This window comes from Mesorhizobium sp. STM 4661, from assembly GCF_000359125.1.
GTDB lineage: Bacteria > Pseudomonadota > Alphaproteobacteria > Rhizobiales > Rhizobiaceae > Mesorhizobium.
In genome coordinates this window covers 221,802-239,582 of record NZ_CAAF010000073.1, presented here as the reverse complement: position 1 = coordinate 239,582, position 17,781 = coordinate 221,802, and the positions used below count along the sequence as shown (strand labels likewise).

The 17,781-nt window shown below is 61.7% G+C and carries 16 protein-coding genes; 5 read left to right on the top strand and 11 right to left on the bottom strand.

The annotated features are described in order from the left end of the window. Positions 1–101: 101 nt before the first annotated feature. The 3 genes from MESS4_RS25405 to MESS4_RS25395 form a co-directional block, all read right to left on the bottom strand. A complete protein-coding gene (locus MESS4_RS25405; protein WP_006337183.1) occupies positions 102–1,376 on the bottom strand; it encodes an FAD-dependent oxidoreductase in 1,275 nt (424 codons plus the stop codon). Between the two features lie 8 nt (positions 1,377–1,384). Further along, the gene (locus MESS4_RS25400) at positions 1,385–1,909 is read right to left on the bottom strand and encodes a flavin reductase family protein (protein WP_006337181.1); all 525 of its coding nucleotides are present in this window, start codon (positions 1,907–1,909) and stop codon (positions 1,385–1,387) included. A 161-nt stretch (positions 1,910–2,070) separates the two neighbouring features. Then, complete coding sequence (locus MESS4_RS25395; protein WP_198292800.1) at positions 2,071–3,867, bottom strand: sigma-54-dependent Fis family transcriptional regulator; 1,797 nt, start codon at positions 3,865–3,867, stop codon at positions 2,071–2,073. Between the two features lie 525 nt (positions 3,868–4,392). Between MESS4_RS25395 and MESS4_RS25390 the strand changes: the two genes are divergently transcribed. From MESS4_RS25390 to MESS4_RS25375, 4 genes are read left to right on the top strand one after another with little or no spacing between them, the layout of a single operon-like run. Then, entirely contained in the window at positions 4,393–5,502 is a 1,110-nt protein-coding gene (locus MESS4_RS25390) for an LLM class flavin-dependent oxidoreductase (protein ID WP_006337176.1), read from the top strand. Between the two features lie 25 nt (positions 5,503–5,527). Beyond that, positions 5,528–6,793: a D-arabinono-1,4-lactone oxidase gene (locus MESS4_RS25385; RefSeq protein ID WP_006337174.1), complete on the top strand. Its 1,266-nt coding sequence runs from the start codon at positions 5,528–5,530 to the stop codon at positions 6,791–6,793. A 38-nt stretch (positions 6,794–6,831) separates the two neighbouring features. Then, complete coding sequence (locus MESS4_RS25380) at positions 6,832–8,307, top strand: aldehyde dehydrogenase family protein (RefSeq protein ID WP_036242086.1); 1,476 nt, start codon at positions 6,832–6,834, stop codon at positions 8,305–8,307. Positions 8,308–8,318: 11 nt separating this feature from the next. Then, positions 8,319–8,678 (top strand): RidA family protein, encoded by a 360-nt coding sequence (locus MESS4_RS25375; RefSeq protein WP_006337170.1) that lies wholly within the window; start codon positions 8,319–8,321, stop codon positions 8,676–8,678. A gap of 194 nt (positions 8,679–8,872) precedes the next feature. On the opposite strand, the gene MESS4_RS25370 is transcribed toward MESS4_RS25375, so the two are convergent. The 5 genes from MESS4_RS25370 to MESS4_RS25350 form a co-directional block, all read right to left on the bottom strand. After that, positions 8,873–9,661, bottom strand: coding sequence for an SDR family oxidoreductase (locus tag MESS4_RS25370; protein ID WP_006337168.1), 789 nt, complete (start codon positions 9,659–9,661; stop codon positions 8,873–8,875). Between the two features lie 14 nt (positions 9,662–9,675). Continuing rightward, on the bottom strand, positions 9,676–10,635 hold the full coding sequence (locus MESS4_RS25365; protein WP_006337166.1) for an ABC transporter permease: 960 nt from the start codon (positions 10,633–10,635) through the stop codon (positions 9,676–9,678). Continuing rightward, positions 10,632–12,158, bottom strand: a complete 1,527-nt coding sequence (locus MESS4_RS25360; protein ID WP_006337165.1) for a sugar ABC transporter ATP-binding protein — start codon at positions 12,156–12,158, stop codon at positions 10,632–10,634. Before MESS4_RS25360 ends, MESS4_RS25365 begins: the two co-directional genes overlap by 4 nt. Beyond that, positions 12,155–13,165 carry an ABC transporter permease gene (locus MESS4_RS25355; RefSeq protein WP_157385670.1) on the bottom strand — a complete coding sequence of 337 codons (1,011 nt, stop codon included), beginning with the start codon at positions 13,163–13,165 and terminating at the stop codon, positions 12,155–12,157. The genes MESS4_RS25360 and MESS4_RS25355 overlap by 4 nt, the downstream gene beginning before the upstream one ends. A 111-nt stretch (positions 13,166–13,276) precedes the next feature. Beyond that, positions 13,277–14,374, bottom strand: coding sequence for a sugar ABC transporter substrate-binding protein (locus MESS4_RS25350; RefSeq protein ID WP_006337163.1), 1,098 nt, complete (start codon positions 14,372–14,374; stop codon positions 13,277–13,279). Between the two features lie 305 nt (positions 14,375–14,679). Here MESS4_RS25350 and MESS4_RS25345 point away from each other — a divergent pair, with 305 nt between their 5' ends. Next, positions 14,680–15,765, top strand: a complete 1,086-nt coding sequence (locus MESS4_RS25345) for a LacI family DNA-binding transcriptional regulator (RefSeq protein ID WP_006337161.1) — start codon at positions 14,680–14,682, stop codon at positions 15,763–15,765. 200 nt (positions 15,766–15,965) lie between these two features. Here the strand turns inward: MESS4_RS25345 and MESS4_RS25340 are convergent, their stop codons facing one another. The 3 genes from MESS4_RS25340 to MESS4_RS25330 form a co-directional block, all read right to left on the bottom strand. Beyond that, the gene (locus MESS4_RS25340; protein ID WP_006337159.1) at positions 15,966–16,511 is read right to left on the bottom strand and encodes a cytochrome b; all 546 of its coding nucleotides are present in this window, start codon (positions 16,509–16,511) and stop codon (positions 15,966–15,968) included. Positions 16,512–16,608: 97 nt separating this feature from the next. Further along, on the bottom strand, positions 16,609–17,151 hold the full coding sequence (locus tag MESS4_RS25335; protein ID WP_006337158.1) for a VTT domain-containing protein: 543 nt from the start codon (positions 17,149–17,151) through the stop codon (positions 16,609–16,611). A gap of 6 nt (positions 17,152–17,157) precedes the next feature. Further along, positions 17,158–17,739, bottom strand: coding sequence for a methyltransferase domain-containing protein (locus tag MESS4_RS25330; protein WP_006337156.1), 582 nt, complete (start codon positions 17,737–17,739; stop codon positions 17,158–17,160). Positions 17,740–17,781 lie beyond the last annotated feature (42 nt).

Here is a 17,781-nt window from a genome sequence, read left to right as displayed (position 1 = left end):
AGCGTATTGCCGGGCTGGTTCATTGCCGCAGTCCTGGAGTCGCATCCGTGAAGGATCAGTCTCTTACGTGAGACAAGGGTTTTGGGCTGGGTGCGGCCGCGCTAGCCAAACCGCTGCGGCGAAAAGGGTTCGACGGGCACTCGCGGAACCTTGCCGGTGATCAGGTCTGTAACCAGGTGCCCGGTGTTCGCGCCGGCCGCCATCCCGATGTGGCCATGACCGAACGCGTAGACGACGTCGCGGGTACGCCGGGAATACCCGATCACGGGCAGCGAGTCCGGCATGCTTGGCCGAAAGCCCATCCAGACGGAAAGGCGATCCTCTGGATAGGTCTCCGCGAGGCCGGGAAAGAGCCGTTTTCCGAGCTTCAGCAGGTTCCGCGCCCGCCTCCAGTCTGGCGGAGCCTCGAGCCCGGCGAATTCGACGGTGCCGGCCAGTCGGAGACCCGTTTCCATGGGCGTGGCCACGAACTTGCCGGAGGTGTCCAATATCGGCAAGCCCGGGCTCGCCTCGGGGCTGCGGACGATGATGTGGTAGCCACGTTCGGTGTCGAGCGGGACGGAATCGCCGAGCTGTGTTGCGAACTGTTTCGAATAGGCCCCCGCGGCAACGACGGCGCGGTCGGCTGCGACAATTCCACCGTCAGTGCATAGCCCGGCAAGCCGCTCCCCGGTGAGATCGAAGCCTTGGACTTTGGCCCGCTTGATCTGCCCGCCGTTGCGAAGAAAGGCGTTGGCAAGGGCGGCGACGAAGCGCTGCGGATTGACCGTATGGCCATTGCCCGGGAGGAGGACACCCAACTGATAATCCCGAGACAAGGCAGGCTCCAGCTGCCAAAGGGCATCGCGTTCCAGCACCGTGTAGTCGATCCCGTTCCTTTTGCGCAGCTGCCAGGCAAAAGCGTCAGCCTCGAAATCGGCACGTGTCAGATAGACCATAAGGTGCCCGTCGCGCCGCAGCAGGTCGAGGGCGCCTGCGTTCTCGACCAGCGGCAGGTAGACATCTGGCGAATCCCGCAACAGGCCAGCTAGCGCGGCGGCTTGTTTCTCGACCCGCTGACGCGAACCCGCTTGCAGAAATCGCAGCAGCCAGGGCGCGATCCGAGGCAGGTAGGCCCATCGGATCGACAGTGGGCCGAGCGGATCAAGCAACCAACCCGGCACCTTGGTTATATTGCCCGGCATCGACATGGGGACGACCGATGATGGATTGAAGCATCCGGCATTGCCGAACGAAGAGCCGTTGGCGATTTCGCCCGGTTCGACAATGGTGACTGCGAAACCTTCGCGCAGGAGCCAGCTTGCCGAGCAGACGCCGATGACCCCTCCGCCAATCACCGCCACATGGATCTTGCCGTGCGTGGGTGCGCTCTGCATGGGACCACTCACGAGGTTGCTCCGGCCGATGTCGAGCAGCGGAGCCCGTCGAAGCGTCCATCAATATAGACGAGCGGGTGAAGGTCGTCGTTGATCAGCCGTGTTTCCACCACTTCGCCGAAAAGCACCGTATGCGTCTGCACCTCGACCGCTCGGTGGATGCGGCAGTCGAAGCTCGCCAGCGCGCCGGTCAGCGCCGGTGCGCCGGTGGACAAGGTCTCCCATCTGCATAGGTCGAAGCGGCGATGCCGATCCTCGGATGAGCTGAACAGCCGCGCCGTTTCCACATCCGCCTCGCTCAACACGTTCACACAGAACCGGCCAGATGCCAGCATGAGGTCGTGGCATGAGACGGATTTGTTCACGCAGACCAGAAGCAGCGGCGACGGATCCGCGGAAACAGAGGTAACGGACGTCGCCGCAAAGCCGTGCGGTTTTTCGCCATCGATGGTCGTGACGATTGAAACGCCGGCGGCCAGTCGGCGCATGGCCAGCTTGAACTCGGCCAGCTTGAACTCGATTGGGTCAGGCATGTCAGTCTCCTTCAAACTCGCGCAGGCGGCGTCCGGCGGGCAAGCCAGCCAGTGACGTCCCGTGGGTTGAAAAGAGCAACGCAAGTCACGTGCCAGCTCGGCGCGTGCGTCAATCGCGCGGAAAAGTCCGTCACTGCTTTCCGGCAATCAAGCGTGGGGAATTAAGCGCGCACGACCTTCCGCGCGACGATCTCATGCGCGCGCATCTTGCGGTAAAGCGTGGCCCGGCTCATATCGAGCGCCTCGGCGGTTCGGCTCACATCGCTGTCCAGCCTGTCCAGTGTCGACAGGATCATCCGCCTTTCGGCATCGTGCAACGCCTGGCGCGGATGCGCAGCCGAGTTGGGCATTTCCGGAGCACCCGATGCCGGTGACGCGAGGTCGGTCAACAACAAGTCATCGACCTCTATAATGCCGTTTTCGCAGACGCGCCGGGCACGCTGCAGGACATAGCGCATCTCGCGAATATTGCCGGGCCAGGCGTAAGTCTCGAGCACGGAGATCACCCCGGGACTGAGTTCGACCGCTGGGCTGATCTTGTCGGACGCGAGCAGGCGATGGGCAATGCTCAGAATGTCCTTCCGCTCACGAAGGGGTTGCATATCGACCACGACACCGGCCAACCGATAGTAGAGGTCGCGCCGGAACCGGCCTTGGGTAACGGCGGCCGAGAGGTCATTGTTGGTGGCGGCGATGACGTTGATGTCGACCGTCTGGGTCTTGGCCGAGCCGAGCGGACTGACTTCCCCGGTTTCCAGAACCCTAAGGAGACGCGTCTGCAGCGACAGCGGCATGTCTCCAATTTCATCGAGGAACAGCGTGCCGCCATCGGCCTGCTTCAAGCGGCCGACGTTGCCTTCCCGCTTGGCTCCGGTGAACGCGCCGGCCCCATAGCCAAACAATTCGCTGTCGATCAGTGTCTCCGGAATGGCCGCACAATTGAAGGCGACGAGCGGCTTGTGCGAGCGATCACCTTCCCGGTGAAGCGCACCCGCCAGTGTGTCCTTGCCGACGCCGGTCTCGCCGAGAAGAAGGATCGGCAAACCGCTGCCGGAAATGCGACGCAACAGCCTTGAAAGAACATTAAGACGAGGATGCGAACCGAGACACTGTTCGATCGTCGGCCCTTCCGAGTGAGCTACGTCGGTCGCCGGTTCGATGGCGGGGGAGGTGGCGGTTGACGGCGATTTTGCGACGGCACGTCTGCTCATCGCCGGCTTCGGGACTATCACTTCCGCTTCCCACAGCGCTTCGGATTCGATCCGCCTCAGGCCCAGCAGCCTACCTTCCCTTGTCACGCCGTCGCGCGCTTCGGGCGTGTTTTGAAACAGCTCCCACAGCGTCGCTCGGTTGAGCCGCTCGGCGATCGATCCGAATATGTGACGCGCCTGCTTGTTGGCGCCGACAATGCGCTGCTCGTCGTCCAAGGCCAGCAGAACGGTCGGCCCGTCGCCCCGGATCTTCAGGATTGAGCTGCCGGGGAAGTGATTGAGAAAGAGCTGGTTGCTGAGCCGCTCGGCGGTATTCATCGTCAAGTCGGCAGCCAAGGCGAACGTATCGGAAGTGATGCGCGGATCGCCCGTCGCAACGTTGAGAACACCGATCATTTCTGCGTCAGCCGACGTCACCGGTGCGGCGATGCAGGAAATGGAAGAGTAGGCACGGAAATAGTGATGCCTGCCCAGAACCATGACCGGGCGTCGCTCGATGATGCATGTTCCGACACCGTTCGTGCCGACAGCACCCTCCGCCCAGATCGTGCCCGGTCGCTCGAGCTTCAGATCCTCATCGTTTTGAGGATCTCCCCGGTAGCGAAGGATGATGCCGGCCATGTTGGAGAAGCTGGCACAAAAATTCGAACCACGCAGCGTCGATTGCACGAATTCCAGTTCATTCTTGATGGTTTCGAGGCTTTGATCGAACGGTTCGCAAAGTTGGACAACCTCTCGGTCGCTCAACGAAGACAGGCGTGGTTTGGCATTCGGATCGAAGTGATATCGCTCTTGGCAGCGTTGCCAGGAGCTATCGAGACTGGCCAGTCCGCTGATTGCCGTTGACTGCGCGACTACGCGGCCCAATGCTTCCATACGGAGCCTGTCCTCTCTAACGCATCGGTCCGTAAATCAGGATCGGTTTTCGGAAAGCACGATACGAAGATTCAAAATACTAGAGCATACTTCGTGCGTCAAAGTGGACGCATGTCGCCTTGGTGTCCATAAACTATGCAGCTTTGAAATCTGCCGTCAAGATAGGCAATTGGCTTCCTCGGTGAACGCGCTCCGGCGCTGTCTCCAGCACTTCGCCGCGGTTGTCTTGATGTGGCGTCAGAAATGAGACGAGTTTCGCTGCGGCGAGACGGCTTGCCCAAAATACGGTGTGGATTTCTCTCTCATCGCGCGGAAATCCGGGCACGCGCTGCTTCTTGCGATAATGGCACGGGCCTTGCTCCGCTTTCCTTGCCTGAAACGAGGAAGGGGATTGCGATGAAACTCGCATTTTTCATGATGCCAATGCACAACATGAACCGCGATTACCACACGACCTTGATGGAGGACGTGGAGTCGGTCGTGCTGGCCGAGAAGCTCGGCTTCGAGGAATGCTGGGTTGGCGAACACTACACTTGCGAAATCGAGCAGATATCGTCGCCAATAACGTTCCTGGCGTTCATCGCAAGCAAGACCAAGACCATCAAGCTCGGCACCGGGGTTCTTCCTCTGCCGCTCTATCACCCTGTCATGGCCGCCTCGCACATTGCCTTGCTCGATCACCTGACGGAGGGGAGGCTCATCCTCGGTGTTGGCACGGGCGCTTTGGGATCCGACTTCGAGGCCTTCGGCCTGCCCGACGCGAACCGTCCCGAAATGATGATGGATTCGCTGGACATCATCCAGAAAATCTGGGCCGGCAGCGCGCCTTACGAGATCAAGGGCAAATATTGGAGTGTCACGCTGAAGGATAACGTCTGGCCCGATCTCGGCGTCGGGTCCTTTGGCAAGCCCTATCAATTGCCGCATCCGCCGCTTGCGCTGTCGGTCAGCAGTCCCAACTCCAACTCGATCCGCATCGCCGCGCAGCGCGGCATGATGCCGATTTCCGCGAATTTCGTTGCCTCCTGGGTCGTAAGGACCCATTGGGAGACCTATGCCGACGAGTTGAAGAAACTGGGAAAGAAGCCCGACGGAAGCCAGTGGCGCGTGGCGCGTTCGATTTTCGTAGCGGATACGGACGAGGCGGCGGAAGCCTACGTGAAAACGCCGAACGGCGCCTATGACTGGTATTACGACTATATGTTCACCGTGTACCAGCGTCTCGGTGCGGCCAAATTGCTGGCACCGACGCCCGGAATGGACGAGAGCGAGATCACCTACGAGAAGGTGCGCGACAGCTTCGTCATCTGCGGCAGTCCTGAAACGGTGGCCCGCAAAATTCTCGAATTGCGTGACGAGGTTGGACCATTCGGCACGCTCCTGATGACAGCGCACGACTGCAAGGACAAGGCGGTAATGCACAAGTCCATGGAGCTTCTTGCCGCCAAAGTCATGCCGGCGGTTAATGCCGCGCTGCACAGCAGTCGCGTGAAGCGGATTGCCTGACGGTTCATGGAGAACGGAGACAGGAATGACGGCAGCCGGAAGTGATGTCCTGCAACCAGGCAGGCTGTGGTGGAACTGGTTCGGCGAACAGTATTTCGTGCCCGCCCACACGGTCTCGCCCCGCACCGAGGAAGACGTGCGACAAGCCGTTGTCACGGCGGCCAGGCTTGGATTGCCGGTGCGGTCCTCCGGCAAGGGGCATGCCAACCCGGCCGTCGTCCCGACATCGGGTGTCCACATCGACTTCAGCACCTTCAGCCAGGTGATAGCTGTCGACAAGGACTTGATGCGGGTGACCGTACAGCCGGGCATCAGTGTCGGCGAACTTAGCCGCTACCTGCGCACTCAAGGCATGTCGCTGAACAACCAGGGCGACATCGACACGCAATCGGTTTGCGGTGCAATCATGACAGCGACGCATGGCGCCGGCATCACCTTGCCCTGCATGTCGGCGCAACTGATCGCCGCAAGAATCGTGCTTGCCGACGGCAGCTTCCTGGACCTTTCGGCGGAAGCCGACGGCGAACTGTTCAAGGCGTTTCAGGCGTCGATCGGCATGTTCGGCGTGGTCGTCTCCATGACGCTGCAGGCGGTTCCATCCTTCAACATCCTCAAACGCTCCTGGAACGCCGATATCGAAGACTGTCTCGGCGGCCTCCACCAACGGCTGGAAGACAACCGTACCTTCTGGTTCTTCTGGCTGCCGAGGCGCGAATCCGCGGATCTTTTCGTCTTGCCGAGCGGTGTCCCCAACAAGGCCAGCCGGGATTACGACATCTGTCACATGCGCAGCTACAATGCCGTACCCGTCGATGAACCCGCACCAGCTTCCGAGCCAGGCGCACAGTTCGACCACAGCTCGGTGATCTTCCCGAACATCTATGAACCGAACTTCCGCGAGATCGAATACGCGGTTCCGTTCGACGACTTCGAGGCGACCTTCGACGAGGTCCGTCACCTCTTCCTGACCAAACACACGGACTTCACCTTTCCGGTCGAATGCCGGCCGGTGAAGGCTGACGATTCCTATCTCAGCGCCTATGCCGAGCGCGACGGCTACGCGCTTTCGGTTTCGGGACCACTGGATGTTTCGACCTGGACAATGCTCAGGGATGTCGACGCCATTTTCGAGCGACATGACGGCCGACCGCACTGGGGCAAGCATCACTTCATGACCCCCGCCAGGCTGGAAAAACTCTATCCGCGCTACGATGCCTTCAAGAAAATGCGCCGTGAGATCGACCCTGCCGGCATGTTTCTCAACGACCATCTGCGGGCGCTATTCGCATGAATTTTGAAGCGGCGCCGTCGGACCTCAAGGACAACACCATGAATCAGCACAATCTCGGACGGACAGAAATTGCCCGTAAATTGATCATCGACGGGCAATTCGTCATGCCTGTCGATGGGCAGACGTTCGGAACCTACAACCCGGCCACCGGTGAGTTGCTTGCGACCGTTGCGCAGGGCGACGCGCGGGATATCGACTTGGCCGTCGCGGCGGCAAGGCGCGCTTTCGAAGGCCCGTGGTCGAGATTCACGCCATTTCAGCGCCAGGAAGTCATCCTGAAATTCGCAGACCTTGTCGACAGGCAGTTCGAGGAATTCAGCATGCTCGACACGCTGGACATGGGTATGCCGATCACGTTGACGCGCGCCCGCCGCCAGCGCGCCATTGGCATGATCCGTTTCTATGCATCCATGTGCACCGCCATCGGCGGCCGCACGCTTCCTAATTCTCTGCCCGGTAACGTTTTTGCCTACACGCTGAAGGAACCGGTGGGTGTGGTGGGTGCCATCACGCCGTGGAACGCGCCGCTCACCTCCACGATCTGGAAGATCGGACCCGTGCTCGCGACCGGCTGTACCATGGTTCTGAAACCGGCCGAGGACGCTCCGCTAACGGCCTTGCGGCTCGGCGAACTGGCGCTGGAGGCCGGCGTTCCGCCTGGCGTCATCAATGTGGTGCCGGGGCTGGGTACCGTGGCGGGGGCAGCACTGGCTGGCCACATGGACGTCGACAAGGTCGCGTTCACCGGATCGGATGCGACGGGACGACGGATCATTGAAGCGAGCAAGGGCAACATCAAGCGCCTCATGCTTGAGCTCGGCGGCAAGTCGCCTGACATCGTGTTCGCGGACGCGGATCTGGACAAGGCCGTCGCGGGCACGGGGATGGGCATCTTCGGCAACAGCGGTCAAATCTGCAGTGCCGGATCGCGGCTGCTCGTCGAACGGTCGATCTACGACGCGTTTGTCGAGCGCGTGGCAGATTTCGCCAAGGGGCTGAAGGTCGGCAATGGCGTTGAAGCGGAGACACAGATCGGTCCGGTCGTATCGAGCCGGCAGATGCAACGCGTCCAGTCCTATCTCGGGATTGGCGTCGACGAAGGCGCCGAGGTCGTCACCGGTGGCAATCGACTTCTCGAGGGTCCGCTTGCGCAGGGCTACTTCCTAGAGCCGACAGTGATGAAGAACGTCGGACATACAATGCGGGTGGCTCAGGAAGAGATCTTCGGGCCAGTGGTCACGGCCATCCCGTTCGACGGACCCGACGACGCAATCCGCATCGCCAACGCCACCGTTTATGGGCTGGGAAGCGGGATATGGACGCGCGACGTGGCCAAGGCGCACACCGTCGCCAAGGGAATCCGCTCCGGCACGGTCTGGGTCAACTGCTATGGCATGCTCGACCCGGTCATCCCGTTCGGGGGCTACAAGATGAGCGGCTACGGGCGCGAATCCGGGCAGGATCACGTCGAGGAATATCTCGCGACCAAGGCCGTCGTGCTGCAGAACGGGTAGGGGATCCAAGCATGGCGATCAAGCGCACGGACTTCACGGGCCGGTTCCATCGGATCGTCGAGGTTGGCAACATGATTTATCTCGCTGGCGTCACCGCCAGGAATGCACATGAGGATGCGGGTGCCCAGACGTCAGACATTCTGACGCAGATCGACGAACTGCTCGCCAAGGCGGGTGCTTCCAAGCGAGATATCGTCACGGCGAATATCTGGCTGGCGGATATTGGCGATTTCACGACCATGAATGCATCCTGGGATGCCTGGGTGGAAAAGGAACATGCTCCCGTGCGAGCGACCGTGGAATCGAGACTTGCACGGCCTGAGTTGAAAGTCGAAATCCAGGTTCAAGCGACCAGGGCCAGCGACGATTGACGGTTGGCGATCTCACCCACGATTTTCACTGATGCGAAGTGGTATGCAATTGCATGGCGTTGCGTATCATTCTCGGGCGCGAATTGGGATCGTCGCCTTCGCCGTAATCGACCTCCTGCTGCCCAAACGCTTCAAGGAGGTAAGGTTCCAGCCGGCAGGCGCCTGACCTTCGCGTCCATTCCGTGATCCGCCGCTCAGACGGTTTTCAACATGCCGCCGTCGACATAATACGTGGAGCCGACGGAATAGGACGCGCGCTCAGAGCACAGGAACACGAAGAACGAGGCCAGCTCCTCCGGTTTGCCAAAGCGCCGGATCGGCGCGTACTCGTCGGCAACGCCTTGTAGATAACCTTCCCAGTCGCCGCCCGTATCGGTGGTCAGCTGCTTTGCGGTCTTGATCCAGTCAGGCGTGAGGATCAAGCCCGCATTGACCGTGTTGACCCGGACGTTGTCCTTGACGACCTCGTTGGCGAGCGTCTTGGAGAACATCATCAGTGCCGATTTGGTGACGTTGTAGATCGGCTCGTACCAGAGCGGCTGCGTCGCGCAGATCGAGGCGTTGTGCAGCACGCCGCCGCCGCCGCGCCGCTTCATCCCCGGTACGATGCCGCGCGCCAGGCGGACCGCCGCCATGACGTGCAGCTCCCAATAGTGCTGCCACTTTTCGTCGGGCGCCTCCAAGATCGTCTCGTTGCTTCCCGAGCCGGCATTGTTGATCAAGATGTCGACGCCGCCGAGCGCTTCGGTCGTGGCGATGAGCGTGTCGCAGCCAGCGGCCGTGGCGACGTCGCAGACGACCGGCGTCGTCTTGACGCCATGAGCGCTGGCGACTTTGGCTGCCTCGTCCTTCAGGCGGTCGCCTTGCCTGGCCGCCATGACGATGTCGACCCCTTCTTCAGCGAGTGCATTGGCGATCGCCAGCCCGATACCGACGCTGCCGCCGGTGATCACGGCGACCTTGCCGCTGAGATGCATGTCCATGTTGGGTCTCCACGCTATTTGACGATGGGTATCTTCGATCGGTCGATGGTTATCGCGACCGCCACGATCAGGACGACGCCGAAGACGATGTTCTGCGCGAAAATATTGACACCGAGGAACGTCATGCCGATGCGCACGACCGAGATGATCAGCGCGCCGACCAGCGTGCGCCAGATGCTGCCGACGCCACCGGTGATCGCGGTGCCGCCGACGACCACCGCTGCGATCGACGGCAGCAGAAGCTCGGCGGCAAGCGTCGGCGAGCCGCTCGCCAGCCTGCCGGCAAGAACGACGCCGGCGAGCGCGGCGAATCCCCCCGACAGCACGAACGCGAAAATCTTCTGCCGACCGACCTTTACGCCCGAAGCATAGGCCGCGGGCTCGCCGGCGCCGATGGCCGCGCTGTATCGCCCGAAGCGCGTATGGGCTTGCAGTACATGCGCAACGATCAGAACAACGAGTCCGATGATGATGACGCCCGGTGCGCCGAAGACAGTGCCGGTGATCCAGCTCTGGTATGAGCGCTCGGCATCGGCCAGCATGATCGAGCGCTCGCCCGATATGACCAGCGCACTGCTGTAGAGCACGCCGCCCATCGCCAGCGTTGCAATGAACGATGGAATCTTCAACCGGACGTGGGCGATGCCGGAAAGCAGCCCGGCCAGGAGCCCGAGCCCGATCGCCAGAGCGAAGGCGCCGTAGCCGAAGCGTGCCACCGTGAGCGCAACGACGACGCTCGCCAGCGACGCCATCGACTGGATCGACAGGTCGATGCCGCCGAGCATGATGACGAAGGTGACACCCGTCGCGAGGATAAACAGCACGGCGGTGTCACTGGCGAGCTGCAGCAGCGTGGCCGGCTGCAGGAAGACCGGCTGCAGTGCTCCGACGAGAATGACCAGGATGACGAGCGTCGTCAGCGGTAGCCATTGCCGCAGCCGGTCGATGCCCAGCCTGTCGACAAATGTGCTCATACCATGTGTCCGATCAGGTCGACCTGGCGCGGCTTTGCGCCGGGATTGGCGGAGGCGCGGTGGGTTATCTCGCCATCGCGCATCACAAGCACGGTGTGGCTGAGGCCGATGGTCTCCTCGAGCGTGTCGGAGGTCAGGATGACGGCGAGGCCTTCCGTGGTAACCGCACGGACCAAATCGTACACTTCTTCCTTGGCGCCGACGTCGAGCCCACGCGTCGGATGGTCGAGGACCAGCACTTTCGCCTTGGCGTTCAGCCATTTCGCCAGCACGACCTTCTGCTGGTTACCGCCCGACAGATTGAGACAGAGCGTGTTGATGCTGGGTGTGCGGACCTTGAGGCGCTCGACCCAGCTGATCGCCAGCCGCCGCTCCTCGCGCGCGTCGATCAGGCCGTGGCGGCTGAGGCTTTCAAGGTCGGCGAGCGTGATGTTCGCGGCGACCGGCAAAAACAGCACAAGGCCCTCGACGCGCCGCTCGCGCGGTATGTAGCCGATGCCGCTGTCCACCGCCTCGGCCGGGCTTCTCAGCGTGACCTCGCGGCCATCGACGGCTAGACGGCCGCTGCCATGCGGCGCGAAACCGGCAAGGGTGCGTGTCAGTTCCTCGCGTCCCGAACCGATTACTCCTGCAATCCCCAGAATTTCACCCCGGTGCAGTTGGAACGAGATGTCCCGGTAGGCGCCAGCGAGCGACAGGTTGTGAGCCTCCACTGCAATCTCCGCGCGGTAGGTTTTTTGCAGCGGCTCCCGGTAGTACTCCGCCTGCAGGCTGCGGCCGACCATCAGTTGGTGTAGCTCGGTGACGTCGGCCTCTGCGGCGTTGCGCTCGGCGACCACGGCGCCGTCCTTCATCACATAAATGCGGTCGGACAGCTCCAGTACTTCGTCGAGCCGGTGCGAGACAAAGATGAACGACGCGCGCGACTTCAGCGCCCGCACCCGCGCGAACAGTATTTCGATCTCGGCGCGTTCGAGAACGGATGTCGGCTCGTCGAGCAGGATGATCAAATGCCCGGCCCCTCGTTCCTCGAGCGTCAGTGCCTTGGCGAGCTCCACCATCTGCCGCGACGCAAAGTCCAGGTCCTCGGCGCGCGCGCGTGGGTCGACGTCGACCTTAACCTTGGCGAGCTGCCGGGCGGCCGCGTCGTAGAGCGTGCGCCAGTTCATGATGCCGAAGCGGGTGAACTGCTTCTCGTTGCCGAGGTAGATGTTTTCCCCGACCGAGAGGTTGGTGAGCAGCGACTGCTCCTGGAAGACCATGCCGATGCCCTGGCTGTTGGCGTCCGCGGCGTCGAGGAAACGGGTCGGCCGGCCGCCAACTCTTATCTCGCCGGCATCATGCTGATAGACGCCGGAGAGGATCTTCATCAGCGTGGATTTCCCGGCGCCGTTTTCGCCGATCAGTCCGACGACCTCGCCCGGTCTCAGATCGATCGATACCTGTTTCAGCGCGTGGACGCCAGGGAAGCGCTTGTCGACATTGATTAGCGACAGCACGGGTTCGGGCGACGACGCATTCATTTGACGATCCGCATCAGCTTGCGGTCGATCGAGAGGGCGACCGCGGCGATGATCATCAGGCCTTGCACGCCGATCTGCACGCTCGGCGGCACGCCCATCAGCACCATGCCGTTGGCGAGCACCACCACAATCAGCACGCCGACCAACGTCTGCAGCACGCTGCCTTGGCCGCCGGAGAGCGCGGTGCCGCCGACGACGACCGCGGTCACCGTGGTGAACAGGCGACCGTTGCCGATCTGTGCATTGCCGAGGCCGAGCTGCGCAGCTGCGAGGATGCCGCCGATGGCATAGAAGACGCCAGCCAGCATGAACGCCATGATACGCACACGCGCTACCGAAATTCCCGACAGCGCCGCCAGTTCCTCGCCACCGCCCAGCGCGTAGATATGGCGGCCGAGCCGCGTGTAATTCTGGACGACGAGCGCCACGCCGAGGCAGGCGAGCGCCAGCCACACCCCCCGTGCGAAGCCTAGGAAGCGCTCGATCGCCAGCCCGCGGATCATTGGATCGTTGATGCGGATCGCCATGCCGCCGAGCAAGGCATTGGCGGCACCGACGCCGATGAACCAGATGCCGAGCGTCGTCATGAACGACGGCACCTTCAACTTCACGTGGATGACGCCGTTGACGAAACCCACGGCGGCGCCGATGACGAGCACGGCCAGCACCGCGAGTAGCCCGTAGTCATTGCCGTTGGCGCCATTCAGCACGAGCATCGACAGGATGACGGCCGCGAGCGTCAGCACGCCTTCGACCGAGAGGTCGATCGAGCCCATCAGGATGATGAAGGTGGCGCCGAGACCGAGCACGAGCGGGATCATCGCCGCCTGGCTGATACGCACGAAATTGCCGAAGCTCAGAAAGTTCGGATTGATGCTCGCGATGATGATGCAGAGCAGGACGAGCACGATCACCGGCGCCCACGATGCCAGCCGGAAACGGCTGACGTGCTTTGCGGGCGTCGCGTCGGGGAGCGCCGAGGTCGCGGATGTGGTTGGGGTGCTCATCGTGGGCTGCCGATCGACGCAGGCACCGCGGCTCGGCCGCGGATGCATGAAATGCTGCCAGGGGGGCGGGGGAAGAGGGCGCGGACGGCATAACCGCCCGCGCCCGTCGGTTCAGTATTTGATCTGCCCGCTCACGCGACCCCAGATGTCGTTCCAATCAAGCCGCGGCTCGGACTTGATGTTGCTGTCGTAGAAAGACTGCGCGTTCTCGGCCGTGATGATGACGCCGGTGCCGTAGAACTCGCGGTGTTCCTGACCTTCCTTGGATGGATCGAACTTGCCGGTCTTGGCGTGGTAGCCGATCGACAATCCCATACCACCTTGCCAGTACGGGTCCCAGGCCACCGTGCCGGCCAGTTCGCCCTTCAATATGGCCTCCACGGCCAGTTGAATGCCGTCGATGCCGGTGACCGGCACCTTGCCGGCGCGGCCGTCGGCACGCAGTGCCTCGACAGCGGCAAGCGCCATGTCGTCGTTGGCTGCCCAGATGCCGCCGATCTCGTCGCCGAACTGCGTCAGCCAGGCATTGGTCTTTTCCAGCGCTTCGGTCGCCGACCAGTTGGCCACCTGCATGTCGAGCAGCTTCACGTCGGGATTGGCTTTGAGGGCCTCTTCCAGACCGGCCTTGCGTTCGATGGCCGGCACGTTGGACTCGATGCCGCCGAGCGCCACGATGCCACCCTTGCCGCCCATCGCCTTGATCAGGGCCTCGGCCATCGACTTGCCGTAGGGCACGCCGCTGAACGAAATGTGCGCGACATAATTCGGGTCGAAGTCCCAGGGATGCAGATCGGCGGGCTTGTTCCACTGCGTCACGACGTAGGCTCCAGCCGCTTTGCAGGCCTCCACGATCGGACGGGCATCCGGGCTGTCGTTGGGGTCGACATTGATGACGCAGTTGCCGCCGGTCTTGGCCAGGATCGCCTTGATGTCGGCGATGCCCTTTTCGCTATTGCCTTCGGTCACCAGCGTCACATATTCGGCGCTGACCGATTTGGCGAAAGCTTCGCCACCCTTGTTCCACGTTGCGTGGTAGGGGTTGGACAGCGACCTGATCGAGTTGACGACGGTTGGCGCGCCCTGCGCAAAACCGGGGCGCGTGATGATCGCGGGAAATGCCCCGGCCACCCCGAGCAGGGTGGCGCCCTTCAGAAATTCACGCCGTCCGAACGGACGGCCAAACGCAGTTGTAGTAGTCTTCCTCACCATAGGTCATTCCTCCCGAACGGAGGGCGCCTTGGCCTGGCGTCCTCTTGCTCCTCCAGGTCGGCAGTGTGCTCCAAAGGGTTCGCAGCGGCGTCCTGCTTCCGGGCGTCCGGCGGCTGTTCCCACCAAACGCCTGCACCGCACCATGTCGCACATTGACGAAGCCAATCCGGCGATGCATAGCTATGCACGGCCCAAAAACACTGTCAATGCCCAGCCAGGGCGGCGGCTAAGAATGAGCCGAATCAGGGTTGGCGGCTCGCACGCAAAACGGTACGGACGATTGTTGGCTGCGGGGAAGACGTGAGATGACGGCCGAGAAGAAGGCCGCAACGCCGGGGGCGGAGGACGCGTCGCCGGACAAGGACTGGCCCCGGGACTCCCTCAAGAAATACGCCTCGTCGATTGACGTCGCGCGTGTCGCGGGTGTCTCGCAATCGCAGGTGTCGCGTACCTTCAGCGGCAGCAGCAAGGTCTCCGAAAGCACGCGCAAGAAAGTGCTGGAAGCGGCGGAGCGGCTCGACTATCGGCCGAGTCTCATTCCCAGGATCATGCTCACCCACAAGTCGAACCTCGTCGCCATCGTGGTCGGCGGACTCTACAACCCATTCTATTCGGCCGTCCTCGAAGAGTTTATGATCAGGTTCCAGGCCGCCGGTCATCAGGTGTTGCTGGTTCACGTTCCAAACGACCACGCGCTGGACGACGTCATCCCCAAGCTGGCGAGCTATCGCGTCGACGCCATCGTCAGCGCGCTGGCGATCCTGTCGCCGGCCGGTGCCGCGACGCTCGCCAAGTTGAAGATCCCGGTGATCGCCTTCAACACCGCGGTCAACAACAGATGGGTCACGTCGGTGTCGAGCGAGAATTTCCAGGCCGGGCAAACCATCGCCGACCTGTTCATCGCGCGCGGCGCCCGCTCGTTCGGCTTCATCTCGGGTCCCTGGACAAGCCCGGCAAGTGCGCGGCGCCGGGAGGGATACGAGGAGCGGCTGCGTGAGACGGGTGCCGGCCCGCCGACTATTGCGCGCGGCGACTACCGCTATGAGGGCGGCTTCGCGGCGGCGCTGGGCATGTTCGGCGGCTCGTCCCGACCCGATGCCCTGTTCTGTGCCAACGACCTGCTGGCGATCGGTGCGATCGACGCGCTCAGAGAGCGGCTTGGCTTGCGGGTGCCGGACGACGTCCTCGTGGCGGGCTTCGACGATATTCCCGCGGCATCCTGGGCTTCCGTCGACCTTACGACTTTCACGCATGACGCGGCGGCGATGGTGGACGAGACGCTTTCGATCGTGCTGTCGGCCGAAAACGGCAAACCGCTCGCGACAAAACCCGTCGTCGTTTCGGCGCGGCTGATCGAGCGTGGGACAACCAGCAAGGACCTAAGGTCCTAACCGGATGGCGCGCGAATCCTACGACGGGTTCATCCAATTCGGCGAAGGCGCCGTGCGTACGGCTTCGATATCGACCGTGTCATAGTCCACACCCCAGCGCATGATGCCGCTCACGCGCTCCATGACATGGATTGGATACCTTCCGTGCGTGCCCAGAACGGGCGCCACGTCGCGTTAAACCTCCTTGGCACGACCTGCAATCACATCGGACGCATTCGTGTCAAAAGTCCGTCCTTGTCCCAGAACTGGTGTTTCAGTGCAGCCAGGACATGCACAATCACTAAAAATTTCGCCACTCTAAACAAGAGCCAGTGCACATTGCCTGCCCAATCTCTCAGGTTGGGCATGAAGGCGACTGGGAATAATTTGAAGAACGTTACGTGCTCAACATTCAGCCGTTCCGCGCCGTATGGCACAATGGCCAAGAGACCCGTCACGGGAATTGCAACCATCAATGCATAGAAGGCCCAATGGGTGGCGTGAGATACCACGACCTGCCAACGGGGCATCGTTTGGGGCAGGGCAGGTGGTGGATTTCCAAGTCGCCATAGCTGACGCGCCAAGCCGAGCAGCAAAATCAGAATCCCAAATGACGCATGGGTCGAAGGTGCCCACCCTGCGAGAGACGCGCCACGTGGCACTTTCATATAACCCTGACCGATAAAGAGCATGAACAGCATGAGAACAGCGGTGATCCAGTGCAGCCAAATGGCGGGTTTTGCGTAGCGTGTGGTTTGCCTACCCATAATTATTACTCACAGCGGTTTCGCGAACATCAAGTCTCGCCTCGCATAGAATTGATTCAAGACTAGTCTTTCGCTCACAAGGATATGCCAACGAGCATTATTGAAAGAATGCTTCGGCGCTGATTTGGGGAAAGCTGCTCGCTCCCCATGTACTCAGGAGGTATCCAAGAATGATGAAGGGCGTATTCCAGAGCATTACGCCGATCATGGTCGCTGCAAGGAAGGGCAGGAAGGTAACGCCGGCCGTGCCCGCGGAGAGTGCCAGATAGTTGCGGACAACAGGTATGACCTGGCCAAAAAGCGTGATGGGAAATTGTCTGCGTCGGTAAGCGATTACAAGATGATCGTAACGGCTCATCGGCAGAAGTGCGTATCGGCCGAAGCGCTGAATGAATCGACGAATGGTTTGAGCCTCGACGAATCGCCCTAGCGAGTACATGGCCACGGCGCCGAGCGTGGAGCCGGTTGTGGTCGAGAGCGAAACCAGCCATGCGTCAGCGGGATCTCCCGCCACGGTCACTCCGACGAAAATCAGGAAAGCCGATGACGGAAACATCGGCACGAACTTTTCGGCAAAGGTGAAGAGCACGAGGCCGACCATGCCACAACCGACGATGGACGCAAAAAAAGACTGGTCCATGACAGATCACACCTGTTCGGCGCTACGCGGCCGCCTTTTGGTGAACCGATAGATCTGTGCTGGCGGCACGTTGGCGAGAACCCAGCTGATCCTCTGGGCCTTGAGGTCCAGCTGATCGAGCACGTAGCGCGAAACTGGGCAGCGCAAGCTGTACGTGAACTGATAGAACGCACCCCCGGGGCGGAGATTGCGGAATGCCCCGTCGAGTATGGCGAACGCCTGCCGCGTCGGCATGGAAAGTATGGGCAGGCCGCTGACCACCGCCCCGGCTTTCCCGACCTTGAATTGCTGGCTCAAAGCCGCTGCAGCATCCGCTTGCAATACGGTCGACTTTGGAAATCTGTTTCTCAGCAAGGTCGCGAAGTTGGCGCCGTACTCGATCAATACCAGCCGGTCCTCTGGCACGCCGTTTTCCATCAATTGTCGGGTGAATACACCGGTGCCTGGCCCGAGTTCGATGACAGGAGCCTGGTCGAAACCAATCTCCCTGGTAATTCCCTCCGCGAGGGCTTGTCCGGATGGAACGATCGACGCCACGCGGAGCGGGTTCGACATCCAGGCGCGAAAGAATGAAACCGTATCTGACAAGTCGACTCTCCATGATTTCGCGGCGAACCAAATCGCCCACCA

What these genes read in the sequence shown, in the direction of transcription:
- MESS4_RS25405 (WP_006337183.1), bottom strand. Translation starts at nt 1,376, where the DNA reads ATGCAGAGCGCACCCACGCACGGCAAGATCCATGTGGCGGTGATTGGC.
- MESS4_RS25400 (WP_006337181.1), bottom strand. Translation starts at nt 1,909, where the DNA reads ATGCCTGACCCAATCGAGTTCAAGCTGGCCGAGTTCAAGCTGGCCATG.
- MESS4_RS25390 (WP_006337176.1), top strand. Translation starts at nt 4,393, where the DNA reads ATGAAACTCGCATTTTTCATGATGCCAATGCACAACATGAACCGCGAT.
- MESS4_RS25385 (WP_006337174.1), top strand. Translation starts at nt 5,528, where the DNA reads ATGACGGCAGCCGGAAGTGATGTCCTGCAACCAGGCAGGCTGTGGTGG.
- MESS4_RS25380 (WP_036242086.1), top strand. Translation starts at nt 6,832, where the DNA reads ATGAATCAGCACAATCTCGGACGGACAGAAATTGCCCGTAAATTGATC.
- MESS4_RS25375 (WP_006337170.1), top strand. Translation starts at nt 8,319, where the DNA reads ATGGCGATCAAGCGCACGGACTTCACGGGCCGGTTCCATCGGATCGTC.
- MESS4_RS25370 (WP_006337168.1), bottom strand. Translation starts at nt 9,661, where the DNA reads ATGGACATGCATCTCAGCGGCAAGGTCGCCGTGATCACCGGCGGCAGC.
- MESS4_RS25365 (WP_006337166.1), bottom strand. Translation starts at nt 10,635, where the DNA reads ATGAGCACATTTGTCGACAGGCTGGGCATCGACCGGCTGCGGCAATGG.
- MESS4_RS25360 (WP_006337165.1), bottom strand. Translation starts at nt 12,158, where the DNA reads ATGAATGCGTCGTCGCCCGAACCCGTGCTGTCGCTAATCAATGTCGAC.
- MESS4_RS25355 (WP_157385670.1), bottom strand. Translation starts at nt 13,165, where the DNA reads ATGAGCACCCCAACCACATCCGCGACCTCGGCGCTCCCCGACGCGACG.
- MESS4_RS25350 (WP_006337163.1), bottom strand. Translation starts at nt 14,374, where the DNA reads ATGGTGAGGAAGACTACTACAACTGCGTTTGGCCGTCCGTTCGGACGG.
- MESS4_RS25345 (WP_006337161.1), top strand. Translation starts at nt 14,680, where the DNA reads ATGACGGCCGAGAAGAAGGCCGCAACGCCGGGGGCGGAGGACGCGTCG.
- MESS4_RS25340 (WP_006337159.1), bottom strand. Translation starts at nt 16,511, where the DNA reads ATGGGTAGGCAAACCACACGCTACGCAAAACCCGCCATTTGGCTGCAC.
- MESS4_RS25335 (WP_006337158.1), bottom strand. Translation starts at nt 17,151, where the DNA reads ATGGACCAGTCTTTTTTTGCGTCCATCGTCGGTTGTGGCATGGTCGGC.